Source organism: Desulfobaculum xiamenense (assembly GCF_011927665.1).
Classification (GTDB): Bacteria; Desulfobacterota; Desulfovibrionia; order Desulfovibrionales; family Desulfovibrionaceae; genus Desulfobaculum; species Desulfobaculum xiamenense.
Window position 1 is genome coordinate 755,896 of record NZ_JAATJA010000002.1, and the last position, 19,467, is coordinate 775,362.

A 19,467-nucleotide genomic window follows, 5' to 3' on the forward strand; every position below is an offset into this window, starting at 1 on the left:
CGGCGGCACGGTGCCGCCGCCCGGAGACAGAGGAAATCGCAATGTCGAACAATCTGTACATCACCGCAACCGAGTCCCGAAGCGGCAAGTCGGCCATCGCGCTTGGCGTGATGCAGTTGCTCACGCGAAACGTGCGCAACGTCGCCTTCTTCCGCCCCATCATCAACAATGGCGTTGATAGTGGCAGGGATCATGACATCAACCTCATCCTCCGGCAGTTCAAGCTCGACATCCCCTACGAGGACACGTTCGCCTGCACGCTCGCGCAGGCCCGCGAACTCATCAACAGCGGCCAGCACGCCCAGCTCCTCGAGAACATCCTCAACAAGTACAAGGCGCTGGAAGCGGAGTACGATTTCGTGCTGTGCGAGGGGACGGACTTTCAGGGCAAGGACCCGGCCTTCGAGTTCGACCTCAACGTCGACATCGCGGCCAACCTCGGCTGTCCTGTGATGCTCGTCGTCTCCGGCCGTGGCAAGACTGACGAGGAGATCGTGGCCTCTGCCCAGATCACCATCGACACGATGGAAGAGAAGGGCGTGGACCTCGTGGCCGCCGTGGTCAACAGGGCGGAGAAGGGCGCGGACCGCGAGCGCATCGTGTCCAGTCTCGAATGCAAGGTGCGTTGCACTCAGCCGCTGTCCGTGTTCGTGATCCCGGAGGAGGAGAGCCTTGGCAATCCCACGGTCAAGGACGTCATGAAATGGCTCGACGCGCAGGTGCTCTACGGGCACGGCCGCCTCGAGACGGTGGTTGGCGACTTCCTCGTCGCCGCGATGCAGATCGGCAATTTCCTCGGCTATATTTCCAAGGGCAGCATGATTATCACCCCCGGCGACCGTGAGGACATCATCCTCACCGCGCTGGCATCGCGCCTGTCGAGCGCCTATCCGGACATCTCCGGCGTGGTGCTCACCGGCGGGCTGCAACCCTCGGCTGGCGTGCATCGCCTCATCGAGGGCTGGACCGGCGTGCCGCTGCCCGTGCTTTCGGTCAAGGGTCACACCTACCAGACCACCCAGAAGCTCGCCGAACTCTACGGCCGCATCGACCCGGACGACCAGCGCAAGGTGGCGCTGGCACTCGGCACCTTCGAGGCCCACGTGGACGTACCCGTGCTGTCCGAGCGTCTCGTCACGCGGCGCTCCACCCGCATCACGCCCAAGATGTTCGAGTACAACCTCGTGGAGACGGCCAAGAAGCACCGCATGCGCATCGTCATGCCCGAGGGCGAGTGCGATCGCATCCTGCGCGCGGCCGAGATACTGCTGCGGCGCGGCGTGTGCGAGGTCATCATCCTCGGCACCATGGACAAGCTGACGGCCAAGATTTCCGAGCTGGGCCTCAACCTTGACGGCGCGCGGCTCATCGACCCCGCCACCTCGGAGCTGCTGGACGACTACGCGCAGACCTACTTCGAGTCCCGCAAGCACAAGGGCATCCTCATGGACGAGGCGCGCGACAAGATGCTCGACCCCACCTACTTCGGCACGATGATGGTCCACAAGGACCATGCCGACGGCATGGTCTCCGGCGCCATCAACACCACGGCCCACACCATCCGCCCCGCCTTCGAGTTTGTGAAGACCAAGCCGGATGCGTCCATCGTGTCCAGTGTGTTCCTTATGTGCATGAAGGACCGCGTGCATGTGTTCGGCGACTGCGCGGTGAACCCTAATCCCAACGCGCAGCAGCTCGCCGAGATCGCCATTGTGTCCGCGCAGACGGCACGCATCTTCGGCGTGGAGCCGCGCGTGGCCATGCTGTCCTACTCCACGGGCGCATCCGGCAAGGGTGCCGACGTGGACAAGGTGAAGGAGGCCACGGTCATCGCTCGCGAGCGCGTGCCCGAGTTGGCCATCGAAGGCCCGTTGCAGTTCGATGCCGCCGTGGACCCCGATGTCGCGCAGACCAAGCTGCCCGGCAGCGAGGTCGCGGGCAAGGCCACCGTGTTCATCTTCCCCGACCTCAACACCGGCAACAACACCTACAAGGCCGTCCAGCGTTCCGCCGGGGCCGTGGCCATTGGGCCGGTGCTTCAGGGCCTGAACAAGCCCGTCAACGACCTTTCCCGGGGGTGCACCATCCCCGACATCGTTAACACCGTGGCCATCACGGCCATTCAGGCACAGGCCGAAAAGGGCCTGCTCTAGGTCCGCGAGGGAGATACGGCAATGAAGATACTGGTCATCAATTCCGGCAGCTCGTCCATCAAGTACCAGCTGTTCGACATGGCAGCCCGTTCGGTCATGGCGTCTGGCGTGGTGGAGCGCATCGGCCTCGACATGGGCAGCCTGACCCACAAGCGCTACCCCGGCACTCCGGACGAATCCAAGAGCGTCTTCGAGCAGCCCATCCCGGACCACGAGGTCGGCATGGAGCTGGTCATCGAGAAGCTCATCGACGCGAACATCGGCGTCATTCACGACACTTCGGAGATCGACGGCGTCGGCCACCGCGTGGTGCATGGCGGCGAGAAGTTCACCACGCCCATGCTGGTGGATGACACGGTCAAGAAGGGCATCGAGGAGGTCGCACCGCTTGCGCCCCTGCACAACCCCGGACACCTCGCGGGTATCAATGTGGCCCAGCGCCTGTTCCCCAACGCGGCGCACGTCACCGTGTTCGATACGGCCTTCCATCAGAGCATTCCGCCGCATGCGTATCACTACGCCGTGCCATACGAGCTGTACGAGGAATTGCACGTGCGCCGTTACGGCTTCCACGGCACCTCGCACCACTACGTGGCCAAGCGTGCGGCCCAGCTTCTGGGGCGTCCGCTCGACGAGCTGAACCTCATTACGGTGCACCTCGGCAATGGCAGCTCCATCACGGCCATCAAAAAGGGCAAGAGCTATGACACGTCCATGGGACTCACCCCCACGGGTGGCGTGATCATGGGCACCCGCTCCGGTAACATCGACCCCGCCATTATCGGCTTCCTCGCCCGCGAGAAGGGCATGGACATCCAGCAGATCGACGACCTGCTGACCAAGAAGGCGGGCCTGCAGGGCATCTGTGGCATGTCCGACATGCGCGATATCCACGCCGCGCGGGAGAAGGGCGACGTGCGCGCCCAGCTCGCACTGGACATGGCCTGCCACCGCGTACGCATGTACATCGGTGCCTACATGGCCGAACTGGGGCATGTGGACGGCGTCATCTTCACTGCAGGAATCGGCGAGAACGACGACATCGTCCGCTACAACTCCATAAGTGGACTGGAAGAATACGGCATCGTCATCGATGCCGAGGCCAACGCCAAGCGTCCCGACGAGTGGATGCGCATCTCCACCGATGATTCGCGCATTCCCGTGTTCGTCATCCGCACCAACGAGGAGCTAGAGATAGCTCTCCAGACCATGGACCTCATCACGAGAAAGTCCTGATCATTCCCGCTTGACATTGCGGCGGGTGGAGTCTTTGGTGTCTCCACCCGCCATTTGTTCAATGAAACCGGACCGCAAGCGGTTCGCATAGGGACTCTTACGCGCCCGCAATAGGGAGATACCAACAATGAGTTCAGTCGATACTCTGGTCACGGAGTTCACACAGCGCGCCGAGAAGGTCGGTGCGGTGGTCTCCATGGTGAAGAGCATGTCCGAGGCCTTCGCCTACACGGTTGATCTGTGCGAGAGGAAGGATGCCTGCCAGTTGCTGCTTTCGGGCTGTGGCCTGCCGCTGTCCGACGCCGCTGGCGAGATGTGCGAAGCACGGACCCAGCCGAAGGTCGTCGCCGCGCCCGCCCTTGCGGGAGAGGAGCGCGAGGCCCTTGCCGCTGCATGCGAAGCGAAGGGAATGACCCTCATCAGCGATGGGATGCGTAAGCACCTTGCAGGAATCGACATCGGTTTCACCGTGGCCGAGTACGGCATCGCCGAGACCGGCACCATCGTCCAGAACTCCAACAGCGAGGAACTGCGACTGGCGACCATGGTCAGCGAGAATCACGTGGCCGTGCTACCCGTCTCGCGCATTCGTGCCACGTCCTACGATGTGGAGCGCGAGTTCGTGAACATGGTTGACGCGTCCCCGAGCTACATGGCCTTCATCACCGGTCCCAGCCGTACGGCAGACATCGAACGCGTGCTCGCCCTTGGCGTGCATGGTCCGCTGGAACTCCACATCCTGCTGCTGGAGGGCGAATAGCATGCAGAAGTCCACGAATCTTTCCGAGTACCGCAAGTCCTGTCAGGAGGCACTTGGCGATGACTTCCTGCGCGAGGCCATGGACAAGTTCGCCACCGCCTACCGCGCCAACCGCGTCAATGCCTTCGCCGACATGCACGAGAAGGAACTCATCGCCGAAATCGCCGAGTCCAAGGACGCCGCCATCGCGCGTCTGCCGGAACTCTTCGAGCAGTTCCGCGCGAAGGCCGAGGCCGCTGGCGTGAAGGTGCACCTTGCCCGCACGGCTGGCGAGGCCAACGAGATCATCGCCCGCATCGCGCGCGACAACGGCGTGAAGAAGATCGTCAAGTCCAAGTCCATGACCGCCGAGGAGACGCTGCTGAATCACGCCCTCGAAGACGAGTTCGAGGTGGTGGAGACCGACCTCGGCGAGTGGATCATCCAGTTGCGCCATGAAGGTCCCTCGCACATGGTCATGCCTGCCATCCATCTCTCGCGCCATCAGGTCCGCGACCTGTTCAGCGAAGTGACTGGCCAGCAGCAGGAGTCCGACATTCAGAAGCTCGTCAAGGTTGCCCGCCGCGAACTGCGCCGCCACTACGCCGAGGCGGACATGGGCATCTCCGGTGCGAACTTCGCCATCGCCGAGACCGGCTCCATTGGCCTCGTCACCAACGAGGGCAATGCCCGCCTCGTGACCACGCTGCCCCGTGTGCACGTGGCCCTGTGCGGTCTGGACAAGCTGACCCCGAGCATCCACGACGCCCTGCGCGTGCTCAAGGCCCTGCCGCGCAATGCCACCGGTCAGGCGCTGACCTCCTACGTCACGTGGATCACCGGTGCCAACGAGTGTGCCACGGCCGAGGGCGGCCGCAAGGAAATGCATGTCGTGTTCCTCGACAACGGCCGTAGCGCCATGGCCGAGGACCCCGATTTCGCGCAGGTGCTCCGGTGCGTGCGCTGCGGCGCGTGCGCCAACGTTTGCCCCGTGTACCGACTGGTGGGCGGCCACAAGATGGGCCACATCTACATCGGTGCCATCGGTCTCATCCTGACCTATTTCTTCCATGGGCGCGACAAGGCCAGAAACCTCGTGCAGAACTGCATCAACTGCGGTGCATGCAAGGAGGTCTGCGCCGCGGGTATCGACCTGCCGAGGCTCATCAAGGAGATCCACTCGCGCATCCTCGACGAGGACGGCCACCCCACGTATTCCGACCTGCTTGGCAAGCTCATGAAGAACCGCAAGCTCTTCCACACGCTGCTGCGCACGGCCAAGCTCGGTCAGGCTCCGCTCAAGGACGGCGAAGGCTTCCTGCGCCACCTGCCGCTCATGTTCTTCAAGGAGCACAACTACCGCGCCCTGCCCACCATCGCCGAGAAGCCCTTCCGCGACATGTGGAAGGAGATTGAGCCGAAGCTCACCGGCACCAAGCTGCGCGTGGGTCTGTTCGCGGGCTGCGTGCAGGATTTCGTGTACCCCGAGCAGATGGCCGCCGCCGTGAAGGTGATGGACCACGGCAAGGCGCACATGGACTTCCCCATGGAGCAGTCCTGCTGCGGTCTGCCTCTGCAGATGATGGGCGAGACCGCCCACGCCGCCGAGGTCGCCGCGCAGAACGTGGCCGCGCTCGATCCCGCGCGCTACGATTACATCGTCACCCTGTGCGCGTCCTGCGCATCGCAGCTCAAGCACAGCTACCCCCGTCTGCTGGCCGATGATCCGGCCATGTCCCTCAAGGCGAAGCAGTTCGCGGACAAGGTCATCGACTTCAGCTCCTTCGTGCGCGACGTGCTCGGCATCGGCGCAGACGACTTCCAGAACGTGGCCGTAACCACGAAGACCGCCTACCACGCTCCGTGCCACCTGTGTCGCGGGCTTGGCGTGGTCGGCACCTCGCAGGAGCTCATCAGCGACAGCGGGCTCGACTACGTGAAGGCGGACGAGGAGGACGTGTGCTGCGGATTCGGCGGCACCTTCTCCATGAAGTTCCCCGAGGAATCCAAGGAACTGCTCAACAAGAAGCTCGACAACGTCGCCAAGACCGGCGCGAAACAGCTGCTCACCGACTGCCCCGGCTGCGTTATGCAGCTTCGCGGCGGTGCGCGCCGTCGTGGTGACGACCTTCAGGTCCGGCACATCGCCGAGGCCCTTGCCGAGCGCCTGAAATAGCGCGACAGGGGGCATTGCCCCCACCCCCCGGCGGACGAGCCCTGTCCGCCGACTCATCCCGGCCGCCCGGTCCGCCGCCTCCCACCATGCGGCGGACCGGGCGGACAAACGCGATGATTCGCGCTATCCTCGAACCCGGCAACGACGTCCGGCACGAATTGGTGCCGAATACATCCGGATTGGAGACACGATGAAGGGAAAGACCAAGCGCGAATCGACCACCATGCTCACCCAGCGGATGCTGCCGCAGGACGCCAACCCAGCGGGCAACGTTCACGGCGGCGTGACGCTCAAGTACATCGACATAGCGGGCGGCACCGTGGCCATGCGCCATTGCCGCACCAACGCCGTCACGGCGTCCATCGACCGCATGGACTTCCTGCAGCCCGTGTACGTGGGGGATCTGGTCACCTTCAAGGCCAGCCTCAACTACACCGGCCGCACGTCCATGGAAGTCGGCGTGCGCGTGGAGGCCGAGAACATGTTCACCGGCGAGAAGCGCTACTGCGCGTCGGCCTATCTGACCTTCGTGGCGCTGGACAAGGACGGGCGACCGCACGAGGTCCCGCCGCTCATCCTCGAAACGGACGAGGACCATCGCCGCTGGCGCGAGGCCGAGGCCCGCAGGGCCATCCGCAAGCAGGAGCGCCAGCGCGAGCGCGAATCCCAGCGGGCCGCGCAGACCGCATCACTCAACGAACAGGGAGACGACGAGTCATGTTGAAGCACATCGTGTTGTGGGTGCTGAAGGACGAGGCCGAGGGCGACACCGCCGCTGGCAATGCCGCCAAGCTGAAGGAGCGCCTCGAAGCGCTCAAGGGCCGTGTGCCTGGCCCCGTGGAGCTGGAGGTCGGCATCAACGTCGATCCGGCGGGCGGCGTGTCGCACGTGGCGCTGTATTCGGTGTTCGAGAACGCTGAGGCCCTGCAGGGCTACGCCGTGCATCCCCTGCATCTCGAAGTGGTCGACTTCATCCGCAAGGTGGCCGCCGAGCGCCGCTGCGTGGATTACGAATTCTAGAAACCGGCCGTCGGCGAGCGCGCGACGGTGCGGATGAGAAAAGGCCCGTGGGTGTTCCCCACGGGCCTTTTTGTTTGGCTGTCAGCGCGTCAGTCGGCGCAGGGGGGCGCTTCGGAAAGCGACGCCATGCGACGTGGGAGCGGACGCAGCACTGCCACCCGCCAGCCGTAGAAGTCCCTGTACTGCTCGCGCGAAAGCGTTACCGCCGGGTCGAGGCGGATGATGTCCGCGATGTCGATGGTCAGGGCGACATCGGCCCCGGCGGGGGTGCGGTCCATGACGAAGATGGCCAGATGGTGGCCCTCCAGCTGCGACGCGGCGGTGATGCCGCCTGCGGGCATGGCGTCGAGACCCTCGAAGAGCGTGAACAGTTCGTCCCACGAGTCGGGCAGGGCGTTTTCGGCGGGGAGATGGTCGTCCGGGACGAGCATCACGCGTACGGCGGGGCTGTGCGTGTACACCGCGCTGGTTTCGGCGGCGTCGATGCGCAGTCCGTCGCGGTCCGCGTCGTAAAGGGCGCTGTACATGAAGCGGGCCGAGCGCCCGTGCGCATCGCGAAGCGAGACGATGCCGCTGGCGTAGCGCCCCGTTGGACCGTCCTCGCGGGCGCGGTATTCAAGCAGCCGATGCGCGTCGATGTGGAAGCCGGGGAAGGCGAAGTCGCCTACGAGACCGGCGGCGGTCTGCTGGTCGATGGTCGCCCCGCGCAGGTCGCGGCCTTGCATGGCGGCGAAGATGGCGCGCGCGGCGAAGACGGCGTCCGGCGGATAGTCCGCCGCGCAGGTCGGAATGTCCTGTGGCACGGGGCTTACAGCAGTGGGATACGTGGCGCAGGCGGCCAGTGCCGCCGCAAGCACGAGTCCCGCGTACAGGATGAGAATGCCCGGTCTGTGGTGCATTGCGTTCCTCCGGCTGGTTCGCGGATGAAATCGTTGCACACCATAGCACACCATCGGGAATCGCACAGCCCCGCAGCGCATGTTTTGCGTCCGGAATGTCGAAAAGTCCGTAACTGGGCGGTGGAAGGGGAAAATCGTGGAGCGCCCGACGCGGCCGGAGAGGCTGGGCTTCTCCGGCCGGTGCGTGTCGCCCTTGTGGGCAAAAGACGTGGGCGATCAGCGGGAGTAGTGGCCCGTGAGCTGCGCCGTGGCGAGGGTGTGCCCGTCCATGGCCGCGAGGAGTTCGTCGCGGGTGGCCTCGGGGGCGAGGTCGGGCGTCGTGTCCAGCGCGTAGATGGTGAAGACGTAGTCGTGCTTGCCGTGTCCCTCGGGCGGGCAGGGGCCGTTGTAGCCGATGTTGCCGAAGGAATTCACGCCCTGGCGCATGCCGGAGGGGTGCTCCGCGGTGCGGGGAATCTTGGCCGCGAGGCGGAAGGCCACGCCGGGGATGCCGTAGATGACCCAGTGCGTCCAGGTTCCGGCGGGGGCGTCGTGATCGTCGCAGATGACGGCGAAGCTTTCGGTGCCCTCGGGCGCGTCCTCCCAGTCGAGAGAGGGGGAGAAGTCGCTGGCGTCGCAGGTGAACTGGATGGGAATGCGCGTCCCTTCCTGAAAGGAACTGCTGGTGAGTTTCATGGGTGGGTGACTCCTGCTGTGATGAATTTTCGCCCGAGCATCCTAGCAGAGGCCGGGGCGGAGGGCAAAGGTCGTGATGGGGGGACAGCCGCACGGGGGCGTCGCATCGGAGCGGATTCTGGTGTATGCTGTGGAGACTGGAGGTCCCATGCCGAAGCGATGCGTGCTCATGCTGCTGGACGGAGCGGGCGACCGGGCGCAGGCCGCCCTTGGCGGGCGTACCCCCCTTCAGGCCGCACGGATGCCGAATCTCGACAGGCTGGCCCGGGCCGGTGCCAGCGGGCTGTATCACGCGTCCATGCCCGGACGTCCGCTGGCCAGCGAAAACGCCCACTTTGCCCTGTTCGGCTACCGCCTGCAGGAGTTTCCCGGACGCGGAGCGCTGGAGGCCCTTGGCGCGGGTATCGCACTCGGCCCGCGCGACGTGGCGGTGCTGGCGCATCTGGCCAGCCTGCGCAACGAGGGTGGCGTTCTTTTCCTCGACTCGGACCGTCCGTCCGTGGCGGAGGAGGAGACGGCCGCGCTGTGTGCGGAGCTCTCGACCTACGAGGGCGACGGCATTGGCATATCATTCCATCCCTACGCGGGGCTGTTCGGCATCCTGCGCCTGCGGGGCGACGTGTCGCCCCATATCACGGACACCAATCCCATGCGTGAGGGAGCGGCCCTCTCGGAGCCTGCCGCCCTGTGGCATCATGCGTCGGACAATTCCTCACTGCGCACGTCGCGCGTTCTGCTCGAGTATCTGACGTGGGCGCATCGCCGTCTCGACGCGCATCCCGTCAACGCCGAGCGGCGCCGTCGCGGTCTTGCGCCCGTCAACGGCATGGTCACCCAGCGCGCCGGGCAGCGGCGGCTGGTGGAGCGCTTTCCCGAGCGCTTCGGCCTGCGCGGGGCAAGCGTGTGTGCTGGCGTGGTGTACTGGGGGCTGTGCGAGTATCTGGGCATGGACTGCCTGCGCATGGAGGATGGCGCGGACTGCGGCGAGGACTTTGCGCGGCGGCTGGATGCGGCCATGAACGCCCTTGGCACCCACGATTTCGTGCATGTGCATTCCAAGGCCCCGGATCTGGCCAGCCACGCCAAGAATCCCGAGGGCAAGGTGGCGGTGCTGGAGGCGCTCGACGCGGCCATCGGCAGGCATCTGGAGCGGATGCTCGGCGATCCGGACCTGCTTGTGGTGGTGGCCGCGGACCACAGCGCGCCCAGTTCCGGACCGCTGGTGCATTCGGGGGAGTGCGTTCCCGTGGCCATGGCCGGGGCCGGGGTGCGCGTGGACGATGTGGCGGCTTTCGACGAGGTCCACGCCGCGCGCGGAGCGCTTGGGACGCTGCGCGGGCCGGAGATCATGTATACGGTGCTCGACCTGCTGGATCGCTCCAAGCAGTCTGGCATCATGGATACGCCGACGGATCAGCCGTTCTGGCCGGGCAACTATCGTCCTTTCCGCATGGAGCCGGAGGCTTGATTCCGGACGCGGACGAGCGGGGGTGAGACGCGGACATGGCGCTTGGCGAACTGATGTCGGGGGCTGCACAGGTGGCGGCCATTTCCGCGCAGACGGCGTGGGCGGTCTTTTGGCTCGCGCTGGTCGTGGCGTGCGCCGTTGCGCTTGGCAGGCGGGCGCGGTGGTTCCCGCGCGTGCGGGGCCGAGTGCGGCTCGGCGGCGCGGACGATTTCCGCTGGCGCGAGCACGAGGTGCTGCGCCACATCATGGCGGCCACGCCAAGCCCGTTGTCCTTCATGGACGCCGGGGGGCGCATCCGGCTGGCGAATCCCGCCTATGAGGACATGGTTGGCAGATCGGCCGAGGAGATAATGGGGCGGACCGCCGTCGACGTGTTCCCGCCCGAGGCCGCCAAGGCCCTCATGCATATGGATGCGCAGCTTTTGACCAGCGACGGCCCGGCCGTCCTGCGGCAGGAACTTCGTCTGGAGGTGCAACCCGGCGACGTGCGCGACGTCGTCGTGACCAAGGAGCTGCTGCGCGACGCGCACGGTCGCACGTTTGGCGTGGTGGGCGTGTTCACGGACGTGACCGAGACGCGGCGGCACATGCGCGAACTCGTCGAGAATCGCAATCTTCTCGTGTCGTTCATCGATACTGTGCCGGACCTTGTGTTCTACAAGGACGCGCACGGAGTGTACCGGAGCTGCAATGCCGCGTTCGCCGCCTTCGCGGGCTGTGCGCAGGAGGAAGTGGTCGGGCGGAGTGATTACGAGCTGTTCGATGAATCGGTGGCCTCGTCGTTTCGCGAGCAGGATAGCGAGACACTCGCCACCATGCGGCCAAGCCTGCGCGAGGTGTGGGTGACGCGCGCTGACGGGACGCCCGCGCTCATGGAGGCGGTAAAGGTGCCGCTTTTGGGGGCGCAGGGCGATCTGCTCGGCATCGTGGGCATAAGCCGGGACATCACCCGTCGCCGCGCCACGGAAACCGCCCTGCGCAACGCCGAGGACGTCTATCGCAACATTTTCGACAACGCCAGCGAGGGGCTGTTTTCCACGAGTCCACAGGGTCGCTTCCTGCGGGTGAATCGCGCCATGGCCGAGCTGTTCGGATACGATTCGCCAGAGGAAATGGTCGCCACCGTCAGGAACAGCGGTCGCGACATTTTCGTGCACGACGAGGAACGCAAGGCCATGCTGGAGCGCCTTGTGCTGGAGGGCGTGATCCGCAACATGCGCTTCAAGGCCCGAAGGCGCGACGGAAGCGTCATGTGGGCCGGGGCCAGCCTGCGCGGCATCCGGACGGAGCATGGCGAACTGGTGAGCATCGAGGGCATCATTTCGGACATAACGGAGTATGTGGAGGCCGTAAGCGAGATGGAGCATCGGGCGACGCACGATCATCTGACCGGCCTCGCCAATCGGGCCGTGTTCGAGGAGACTCTTGAGCGAATGCTGGCCCAGAGCGAGCGCTCCGGCGAGCGCGTGGCCGTGCTGTACATGGACCTCGACGGATTCAAGGGAATTAACGACACCTACGGTCATCAGACGGGCGACACGCTTCTCGTTGCCGTGGGGCAGCGCATCTGTTCGCGGCTGCGACGCTCTGACCTTGCCGCGCGCCTTGGCGGCGACGAATTCGCTGTGCTGTTGTGGAATGTCGCCGGGCGCGAGGCCGTGGCCTCCTACGCACAGGACGTGGTGGACGCGCTGTCGCGATCCTTCGACTGCGACGACGTGACCTGTCGCGTTGGAGTGAGCATCGGCGCGAGCATCTGCCCGGACCACGGCTGCGACGCTCAGACCCTCGTCCGGCTGGCGGACAGGGCGCTCTACCGCATGAAGGCGGAGGGCAAGGGCGGGTACCGCTTCGCCGATCCGGAGGCCGACGCGGAGGAGTAGTTGGGCGATTTGATGAGAAAAAGGCCCCGGGGTAGCGCCTCGGGGCCTTTGACATTCGTGCGGGGGAACGGACTAGTTCGCGAGGCCGAGATGGTTCTCGCAGGCCTTGACCGTGTTCACCAGCAGCATGGCGATGGTCATGGGACCGACGCCGCCGGGAACCGGGGTAATGGCGCTGACCTTGTCCTTGATGGCTGCGAAATCGCAGTCACCCACGAGGCCGTCGTCCGTGCGGTTGATGCCCACGTCCACGACCACCGCGCCGTCCTTGACCATGTCGGCGGTGACGAAGTGCGGGCGGCCGATGGCTGCCACGAGGATGTCGGCCTCGGCGCAGAGCTTGGCGAGCTCGGGCGTGCGGGAATGGCACACGGTGACCGTGGCATTGGCGAAGTCGCCGTAGCCCCAGAGCATCATGGCCATGGGCTTGCCCACGATGTTGGAGCGGCCGATGACCACGGCGCGCTTGCCGGAGGTGGTGACATTGTGGCGGCGCAGCAGCTCAATGACGCCTGCGGGAGTGCAGGGGGCGAAGCCGGGCAGGCCGAGGGCGAGGCGGCCCATGTTCACGGGGTGGAATCCGTCCACGTCCTTGTCGGGCGCGATGAGGTCGAGGCAGGCCTGACTGTCGAGGCCCTTGGGCAGCGGAAGCTGGAGAAGGATGCCGTCCACGTCATCGCGGGCGTTGAGCTCGCGGATGAGGCCTTCCACGGCGTCCTGCGTGGAGTCTGCGGGCAGGCGGTAGGCCAGCGAGCGGATGCCGACGTTTTCGCAGGCCTTTTCCTTGTTGCGGACGTAGACCTGCGACGCGGGGTCCTCGCCGACGAGAATGACGGCCAGACCGGGCGTTCTGATGCCACGGGCCTCCTGTGCCGCCACTTTGTCCTTCAACTCGCTTCTGATTGCGGCAGCGGTAGCCTTGCCATCCAGCAGGATCATGGTCGGTTCCCCCTTGAATATGTCTGATGAAAGGGATGGGGCGCGGAAATGTGCTTTCCGCGCCCCCGATGAGCATGTGATGCGGCTGTGGTTACAACCGGATGCTAGTCCATGTCAAACCACTGTTCGCCCATGATGGGGCCGAAGTAGAAGCCGTCGTCTTCGAGGTTCTCCTCGATGCGCATCAGCTGGTTGTACTTGGAGATGCGGTCGGAGCGGCACAGGGAGCCGGTTTTGATCTGGCCCGCATTCACGGCCACGGCGAGGTCGGCGATGAAGTCGTCGGCGGTTTCGCCGGAGCGGTGGGAGATGACGGTGGTGTAGGCGGACTGCTTGGCCATCTCGATGGTGTCGAGGGTCTCGGTTACGGTGCCGATCTGGTTCAGCTTGATGAGGATGGAGTTGGCCACATCTTCATCGATGCCCTGCGCCAGAATCTCGGGGTTGGTGACGAAGATGTCGTCGCCCACGAGCTGGATGGTGTCGCCCAGTTCTTCGGTGAGCAGCTTCCAGCCTTCCCAGTCGCCTTCGGCAAGGCCGTCCTCGATGGACACGAGGGGGAAGTCCTCGGTGAGTTCCTTGTAGTACTCGACCAGTTCTGCGGCGGTGAACTCGCGGCCCTCACCGGCGAAGATGTACTTGCCGTCGGCGTAGAACTCGCTGGCGGCGGCGTCGATGCCAAGGGCGATGTCGAAGCCGGGCTTGTAGCCGGCGGCCTCGATGGCGCGGATGATGTATTCGAAGGCCTCGCGGTGGCTCTTCAGGTTGGGGGCGAAGCCGCCCTCGTCGCCCACGGAGGTGACGTGGCCGTCCTTGGAGAGGATCTTCTTCAGGTGATGGAAGGTCTCCGCGCCCATGCGCAGGGCCTCGGCGAAGGTCGGGGCGGACAGGGGCAGGATCATGAATTCCTGGATGTCCAGATTGTTCGGGGCATGCGCGCCACCGTTGATGATGTTCATCATCGGGGTGGGCAGCACCTTGGCGTTGGGGCCGCCGAGGTATCGGTACAGGGGCAGGTCGACGTAGTCGGCGGCGGCGCGGGCGCAGGCCATGGACACGCCGAGCATGGCGTTGGCGCCGAGGCGGGACTTGTTGTCGGTGCCGTCGAGGTGGATCATGGTGGTGTCGATGGCGACCTGGCGGGTGACGTCCATGCCCACGATGGCTTCGGCGATCTCGCCGTTGACGTTCTCGACGGCCTTGCTCACGCCCTTGCCGAGGTAGCGGTCCACATCGCCGTCGCGCAGCTCAAGGGCTTCGCGGGTGCCGGTGGATGCGCCGGAGGGAACGGCTGCGACGCCGCGCGCTCCGGATTCGGTGGTGACTTCGACCTCGACGGTGGGATTGCCGCGCGAGTCCAAAATCTCGCGGGCCCAGACGTTCACGATGGTGCTCATGATGTGCTCCTCTTGTATTTGAAATCGTTTGAAATTGCCTATGTGCAGGGGCCGTGTGCCACGTTGGGCCGGTCCCGTCAAACGCCTCATCCTATCAGATGCGGCGTTATCCTTCCATACAGGCGTGCACGAGGCCCGTGAAAATCAGGTCCGGGCGCACGTCGTCCAGCGCGGGGCAGACCGTGGCGACTATCGGGGCGAGGCCGCCGGTGGCGATGACGGCGGCGGGGCCGCCGAGCGCGTCGGTCATGCGGGAGATAAGCCCCTCGGCCAGCGCGGCGAAGCCGAAGATGAACCCCTGATTGAGGCTTCGCATGGTGTCGAAGCCGAAGGCGAGCTTCGGCGAGTCGATCTCGAAGGTCAATTCAGGCAGGCGGGCCGTGCGATCCGTAAGGGCGCTGGCCGCCGTGCGCATGCCGGGGCAGATGACTCCGCCGAGGTAAGTGTTGCCCCGCACGCAGTCCACGGTGGTCGCGGTGCCAAAATCGAGGACGATGACGTTTAGGGCCGCGAGGCTTCTGCGTGCGCCAAAGGCCGCCACGATGCGGTCCGGTCCCACATTGTCCGGCACGTCGTCGATATTGTCGAAGGCAATGGCGAGCGTGTCCGGAGCGAGGCGGGCGCGCAGGCCGAAGGCCTTGCGGGCTGCGCGGTCGAGCATCTCCGACGCGGCGGGCACCACGGAACAGGCGGCCACGTCGGCCACGGTCCGGGTGTCGATGTCCCACTGCCGGGCCACATGGAGCAGGCGCGCGGCCCACTCGTCGGCGGAATCCGTCAGCGTGGGCACGGTAGCGACCGCGGCGGGGCGCTCTCCGGCCTCGGGAGACCAGAGGGCGATTTTCGTGTTGGTGTTGCCGATGTCCAGCAGCAGGGAATGGGATGTGCTCATGGGCAGTGTGTCCGATGATGGGTGTCGGGCAGGGCTGGCCGTGCGCCGCCATCGGGAATGTAGCGGTTTGGGTCCGAATTTCAAGCTGTTATTTTTGTCCGACACGCCGCTGATCGGTTGTCCTTTTTCGTTGTCCGGTATAAGAATGGCACGAGTATCGGGGAAGCAATGACTCGTGAACATTGAAATTTCCGGGAGGCGCGAATGGACCCGGCAACCCTCGTCCCCGCGGCGGGAATCATTCAGGTCGAATGGCAATGGTTTCAGGGACTGTTGCTTGTCACCTTCGTGGCGCATCTGCTGCTCATGAATGCGCTTGTCGGCAGCGCGGTCATGGCGTTGGCCGAGGGCCTCGGTCATGGCAGCACCGCGCCGGTATGTCGGCACGTCTCGCGAAAGCTGCCGACCGTCACGGCGTTGACCGTGAACTTCGGCGTCGCCCCGCTCCTGTTCATGCAGGTGCTCTACGGCCAGTTCTTCTACGTGTCCGACATTTTGATGGGCGTGTACTGGCTGGCGGTCGTCGCGCTCATCATCATCGCATACTACGCGAGCTATCTCTACGATTTCCGGTTCGATGCGTTGAGGAGCCGGCGCACGGCTGTCCTTTTCGTGGTCGTTCTCGCGCTTCTGGCGGTGGCTTTTCTTTTCGTCAACAACCTGTCGATGATGCTGACCCCCGAACGCTGGGTCGTTTATTTCGAGAATCCCGGCGGCACGGTGCTCAATTTTGCCGAGCCGACGCTCGTTCCGCGTTATCTACATTTCGTCCTCGCCTCGGTGGCCGTGGGCGGGCTGGTACAAGCCCTGTACTGGTCCCGCCCCGGCCGTAGGGGCTTGCCCGGTGCCGTGGAGACTGCCGCACGCGGCATGCGCGCCTTTGCCTACGCCACGGCCGCGCAGGTGGCCGTGGGGTCGTGGTGGTTGGTGAGCATGCCCCGTGAGGTGATGCTGACGTTCATGGGCGGCAGCGCGCTGCATACGGTGGTGTTCCTCGCCGCACTGGCTGGTGCAGCGGTCTGTCTCGTCCTCGGTTTCCGTGGGCGGCCGGGGTCGGCGGCATGGGCGCTGGTGGTCACGGTGGCCGTGATGGCCGTTCTGCGCGAATTGGTGCGCGTGGCGTATCTGGCCCCGTATTATCGCGTGGCGGAGTTGCCCTCGCAGGGGCAGCACTCTCCGATGGTCATGTTCGTGGTGGCCCTCGTCATCGGGCTTGGGGTGATCGGTTTCGTCCTGAAGCTGGCGTCCGGCGCACGCAGGAAGGAGGCCTAGCATGGAATATCCCGTCTGGCAGATTCCCTATTTCGGGGGCGGCATCCTCGTGGCGGTCATCGCCGTGGTGCATGTGTTCGTGGCGCACTTCGCCGTGGGCGGCGGGCTGTTTCTCGTGCTCACGGAGATGCTCGGGCACCGGCGCGCATCGCGCGGAATCCTCGACTACGTGCGCGGGCACACGCTGTTCTTTCTGCTGCTGACCATGGTTTTCGGCAGCCTGACCGGCGTAGCCATCTGGTTCATCATCGCCCTGACCAATCCCGCGGCCACGCTCACGCTCATCCGCACCTACACCTTTGGCTGGGCCACGGAGTGGGTGTTCTTCCTTGGCGAGATCGTCACGCTATTGGTGTACCACTACACCTTCGACAGCATGGAGCGCAGGCGGCACCTGCTGGTCGGGTGGCTGTACTTCGGCTTCGGCTGGCTGTCGCTGTTCATGATCAACGGCATCATCGGCTCCATGCTCACGCCGGGGGACTGGGTGGCCACGGGCAATTTCTGGGATGGCTTCTTCAACCCCTCGTTCTGGCCCTCGCTGGTCTTCCGTTCACTCCTGGCCTTCTCCATCGCTGGGCTGTTCGCCTTTCTGACGGCCATGCGCATCGAGGATGACGACCTGCGGCTGACGCTTACGCGTTTCGCCGCCATGTGGGCGGCGGTACCCGTGGTGCTCATGGCACCCGTCGCGTGGTGGTACTTCGGTGCGTTGCCGGAGATTTCGCAGGCCATGATTACGGGACGCAACAACGAGATCGCGCCGTTTTTGCGGGCCTTCCTCACCGCAGGGCCGGTGGTGGTCGCCGCCAGCCTGCTCATGGCCGCGCGCATGCCCCGTTCGCTGGGCAGCCTCGTGGCTGTGCTGCTGCTGACCGCCGGGTTCGTGCAGATCGGTTCCTTTGAGTGGATACGCGAGGCGGCGCGGCGGCCGTGGATCATCGTCGGACACACCTATTCCAACGCCATAACCGTGGCCGATGTCGCACGGGTGGAGGCGGAAGGGTTTCTCAAGGTCGCCAAGTGGGTGGAGCATCGCGAGATCACCCAAGAAAACCGCCTCGATGCCGGGCGCGAGATTTTTGTCAAGCAGTGCCTTGCCTGTCACAGCGTGGGCGGCCCGTCTAACGACATCCTGCCGCTCACGGCGAAATTCACTGTCGTGGGCATGGATTCGCAGTTGAACGGACAGGGGAAGCTCAACGACTACATGCCGCCCTTCTTCGGCACGGAGGAGGAGCGCGGCGCTCTGGCCGCCTACATCGTGGAGACGTTGCATGGCGGCGCGGCGGAGGTGCCCCTCGCTGCGGAGGCTGTGCGCCGTTCGGGCGGTACGGTGGACGTGCCGCCCTTTGATCCAAAGGCCGACGAATATGTGCTGCTGGCGTGGAACAACCTCGGCATGCACTGCATTTCGGATTCCGATCCCTTCTGGATTCTGCTGCCCCCGGCCAACGACCTGTACTGTCAGTTGGTGCGCCGGGGCGAAACGCCGGAGCTGGTGACCGAGGGTGTGAAGATCACCTACCGCGCCGACGATGCCTTCATGAATCCTTCTGGCCATGTGCGCTTCTGGGCGTTTGCCGAGAGCCTGTTCGGCAAGCGGCTGGAAGCCAATGTGGGCGTTTCTGGCAATGGTCTGTCGGGAGAGATGCATTTCGACGAGAAGCTCGGTGCGTTCGAGGCGGGACTCATTCCCGTGGCGCCCTATCCCGATGAGGGCGGGTACAACCCATATCCTCTATTTACTGTGGAGGCGCATGACGCGACGACGGGCGAACTCCTCGCCCGCACGCGGACCGTGGCACCGACGTCAACGGAAATGGGTTGCCGCAACTGCCACGGCGGCGCATGGCGCGTGGCCGGGGTGGCGGGCTTCACGGATGAGACATCGGCCGACGTGCTGGCCGTTCACGACCGCATCAGCAAGACCGATCTGCTTGCCACGGCCCAATCCGGGAAGCCCATGCTCTGTCAGAGCTGCCATCCCGATCCGGTGCTGGGCGCAGAAGGCAAGCCGGGGCTACTCAATCTGCCTGCCGCGCTACACGGCTGGCACGCCAACTATCTCACCGACCGAGGCGCCGAGGCCTGTGCCTACTGCCATCCCAATGCGGAGCAGGGTGCAACGCGTTGCCTGCGCGGCGTGCATGCCGAGCGCGGACTCGACTGCACGAACTGCCACGGTACGCTGGAGGATCACGCCCTGTCGCTGCTCAAGCGCGAGGACGAGCGGGGCGCTCCGGGAGCCAAGCGGCTCATGCGGCAGTTGGCTCCACGCGCCGTGGCGGGGGTAGCGGACGTGAATGCGCGCACGCCGTGGCTGGGTGAGCCGGATTGCCTGACGTGCCATGTGGATTTCCAGCCGCCGGAGAACGATGACGCGTTCAATGTGTGGACCGGGGACGCGACGGGATTGTACCGCATGCGCAGGGACGACATGGGAGCGCTCATGTGCGCGGCCTGTCACGGAAGTCCGCATGCGGAATACCCGGCAGTCGCCGACAGTGGGTACGGGGAAAATCGTGACAATATTCCTTCGTTGCAGTATGTCGGCAATGCCGGACCAATCGGTTCCGGCGGAAGTTGCGGCCTGTGCCATGTCGGAACCGACATGACCGCAGGAGATTCGGCCCATCATCCCAAGGGGTTCCGCTAGGCCGGATGTTCCGCCCAAAGAAGGAAAAAGGGATGCCCCGGCCGCGCCTGCGTGGCCGG

Annotated in this window: 15 protein-coding genes; 10 read left to right on the forward strand and 5 right to left on the reverse strand. The window is 65.1% G+C overall.

Annotated features, from left to right (window positions below; genetic code table 11):
- Positions 1-41 precede the first annotated feature (41 nt).
- From pta to GGQ74_RS11255, 6 genes are all read left to right on the forward strand, one after another.
- Positions 42-2,153, forward strand: coding sequence for a phosphate acetyltransferase (gene pta / locus GGQ74_RS11230; RefSeq protein ID WP_167941635.1), 2,112 nt, complete (start codon positions 42-44; stop codon positions 2,151-2,153).
- Between the two features lie 21 nt (positions 2,154-2,174).
- Positions 2,175-3,389, forward strand: a complete 1,215-nt coding sequence (locus GGQ74_RS11235) for an acetate kinase (RefSeq protein ID WP_167941636.1) — start codon at positions 2,175-2,177, stop codon at positions 3,387-3,389.
- A 127-nt stretch (positions 3,390-3,516) separates the two neighbouring features.
- The gene (locus GGQ74_RS11240; RefSeq protein WP_167941637.1) at positions 3,517-4,149 is read left to right on the forward strand and encodes a LutC/YkgG family protein; all 633 of its coding nucleotides are present in this window, start codon (positions 3,517-3,519) and stop codon (positions 4,147-4,149) included.
- 1 nt (position 4,150) lies between these two features.
- Entirely contained in the window at positions 4,151-6,304 is a 2,154-nt protein-coding gene (gene ldhH / locus GGQ74_RS11245) for an L-lactate dehydrogenase (quinone) large subunit LdhH (RefSeq protein ID WP_167941638.1), read from the forward strand.
- A gap of 190 nt (positions 6,305-6,494) precedes the next feature.
- A complete protein-coding gene (locus tag GGQ74_RS11250; RefSeq protein ID WP_167941639.1) occupies positions 6,495-7,028 on the forward strand; it encodes an acyl-CoA thioesterase in 534 nt (177 codons plus the stop codon).
- Positions 7,022-7,324: a Dabb family protein gene (locus tag GGQ74_RS11255; protein WP_167941640.1), complete on the forward strand. Its 303-nt coding sequence runs from the start codon at positions 7,022-7,024 to the stop codon at positions 7,322-7,324. The genes GGQ74_RS11250 and GGQ74_RS11255 overlap by 7 nt, the downstream gene beginning before the upstream one ends.
- Positions 7,325-7,413: 89 nt before the next feature.
- Here the strand turns inward: GGQ74_RS11255 and GGQ74_RS11260 are convergent, their stop codons facing one another.
- Both GGQ74_RS11260 and GGQ74_RS11265 read right to left on the reverse strand, forming a co-directional pair.
- Complete coding sequence (locus GGQ74_RS11260) at positions 7,414-8,223, reverse strand: hypothetical protein (RefSeq protein WP_167941641.1); 810 nt, start codon at positions 8,221-8,223, stop codon at positions 7,414-7,416.
- A 216-nt stretch (positions 8,224-8,439) separates the two neighbouring features.
- Positions 8,440-8,898, reverse strand: coding sequence for a YbhB/YbcL family Raf kinase inhibitor-like protein (locus tag GGQ74_RS11265; protein ID WP_167941642.1), 459 nt, complete (start codon positions 8,896-8,898; stop codon positions 8,440-8,442).
- Positions 8,899-9,046: 148 nt separating this feature from the next.
- On the opposite strand from GGQ74_RS11265, the gene GGQ74_RS11270 reads away from it, so the two are divergent.
- Together GGQ74_RS11270 and GGQ74_RS11275 are read left to right on the forward strand one after the other, a co-directional pair.
- Complete coding sequence (locus GGQ74_RS11270; RefSeq protein ID WP_167941643.1) at positions 9,047-10,366, forward strand: BPG-independent phosphoglycerate mutase family protein; 1,320 nt, start codon at positions 9,047-9,049, stop codon at positions 10,364-10,366.
- A gap of 35 nt (positions 10,367-10,401) precedes the next feature.
- Positions 10,402-12,249 carry a sensor domain-containing protein gene (locus GGQ74_RS11275; protein ID WP_167941644.1) on the forward strand — a complete coding sequence of 616 codons (1,848 nt, stop codon included), beginning with the start codon at positions 10,402-10,404 and terminating at the stop codon, positions 12,247-12,249.
- A 72-nt stretch (positions 12,250-12,321) separates the two neighbouring features.
- Here GGQ74_RS11275 and folD read toward each other — a convergent pair whose 3' ends face one another.
- The 3 genes from folD to GGQ74_RS11290 all read right to left on the reverse strand — a co-directional run bounded on the left by folD (position 12,322) and on the right by GGQ74_RS11290 (position 15,477).
- Positions 12,322-13,188 (reverse strand): bifunctional methylenetetrahydrofolate dehydrogenase/methenyltetrahydrofolate cyclohydrolase FolD, encoded by an 867-nt coding sequence (folD, locus tag GGQ74_RS11280; protein WP_167941645.1) that lies wholly within the window; start codon positions 13,186-13,188, stop codon positions 12,322-12,324.
- A gap of 104 nt (positions 13,189-13,292) precedes the next feature.
- Positions 13,293-14,585: a phosphopyruvate hydratase gene (gene eno / locus GGQ74_RS11285; RefSeq protein WP_167941646.1), complete on the reverse strand. Its 1,293-nt coding sequence runs from the start codon at positions 14,583-14,585 to the stop codon at positions 13,293-13,295.
- 106 nt (positions 14,586-14,691) lie between these two features.
- On the reverse strand, positions 14,692-15,477 hold the full coding sequence (locus GGQ74_RS11290) for a type III pantothenate kinase (RefSeq protein ID WP_167941647.1): 786 nt from the start codon (positions 15,475-15,477) through the stop codon (positions 14,692-14,694).
- Between the two features lie 204 nt (positions 15,478-15,681).
- Between GGQ74_RS11290 and GGQ74_RS11295 the strand changes: the two genes are divergently transcribed.
- The gene (locus GGQ74_RS11295; protein ID WP_167941648.1) at positions 15,682-16,749 is read left to right on the forward strand and encodes a hypothetical protein; all 1,068 of its coding nucleotides are present in this window, start codon (positions 15,682-15,684) and stop codon (positions 16,747-16,749) included.
- A 1-nt stretch (position 16,750) separates the two neighbouring features.
- Positions 16,751-19,408: a c-type cytochrome gene (locus GGQ74_RS11300; protein WP_167941649.1), complete on the forward strand. Its 2,658-nt coding sequence runs from the start codon at positions 16,751-16,753 to the stop codon at positions 19,406-19,408.
- The last annotated feature ends 59 nt before the right edge of the window (positions 19,409-19,467 follow it).

Excerpts from the sequence above, each read along its gene's own strand:
- pta (WP_167941635.1), top strand. The coding sequence starts at position 42 with ATGTCGAACAATCTGTACATCACCGCAACCGAGTCCCGAAGCGGCAAG.
- GGQ74_RS11235 (WP_167941636.1), top strand. The coding sequence starts at position 2,175 with ATGAAGATACTGGTCATCAATTCCGGCAGCTCGTCCATCAAGTACCAG.
- GGQ74_RS11240 (WP_167941637.1), top strand. The coding sequence starts at position 3,517 with ATGAGTTCAGTCGATACTCTGGTCACGGAGTTCACACAGCGCGCCGAG.
- ldhH (WP_167941638.1), top strand. The coding sequence starts at position 4,151 with ATGCAGAAGTCCACGAATCTTTCCGAGTACCGCAAGTCCTGTCAGGAG.
- GGQ74_RS11250 (WP_167941639.1), top strand. The coding sequence starts at position 6,495 with ATGAAGGGAAAGACCAAGCGCGAATCGACCACCATGCTCACCCAGCGG.
- GGQ74_RS11255 (WP_167941640.1), top strand. The coding sequence starts at position 7,022 with ATGTTGAAGCACATCGTGTTGTGGGTGCTGAAGGACGAGGCCGAGGGC.
- GGQ74_RS11260 (WP_167941641.1), bottom strand. The coding sequence starts at position 8,223 with ATGCACCACAGACCGGGCATTCTCATCCTGTACGCGGGACTCGTGCTT.
- GGQ74_RS11265 (WP_167941642.1), bottom strand. The coding sequence starts at position 8,898 with ATGAAACTCACCAGCAGTTCCTTTCAGGAAGGGACGCGCATTCCCATC.
- GGQ74_RS11270 (WP_167941643.1), top strand. The coding sequence starts at position 9,047 with ATGCCGAAGCGATGCGTGCTCATGCTGCTGGACGGAGCGGGCGACCGG.
- GGQ74_RS11275 (WP_167941644.1), top strand. The coding sequence starts at position 10,402 with ATGGCGCTTGGCGAACTGATGTCGGGGGCTGCACAGGTGGCGGCCATT.
- folD (WP_167941645.1), bottom strand. The coding sequence starts at position 13,188 with ATGATCCTGCTGGATGGCAAGGCTACCGCTGCCGCAATCAGAAGCGAG.
- eno (WP_167941646.1), bottom strand. The coding sequence starts at position 14,585 with ATGAGCACCATCGTGAACGTCTGGGCCCGCGAGATTTTGGACTCGCGC.
- GGQ74_RS11290 (WP_167941647.1), bottom strand. The coding sequence starts at position 15,477 with ATGAGCACATCCCATTCCCTGCTGCTGGACATCGGCAACACCAACACG.
- GGQ74_RS11295 (WP_167941648.1), top strand. The coding sequence starts at position 15,682 with ATGGACCCGGCAACCCTCGTCCCCGCGGCGGGAATCATTCAGGTCGAA.
- GGQ74_RS11300 (WP_167941649.1), top strand. The coding sequence starts at position 16,751 with ATGGAATATCCCGTCTGGCAGATTCCCTATTTCGGGGGCGGCATCCTC.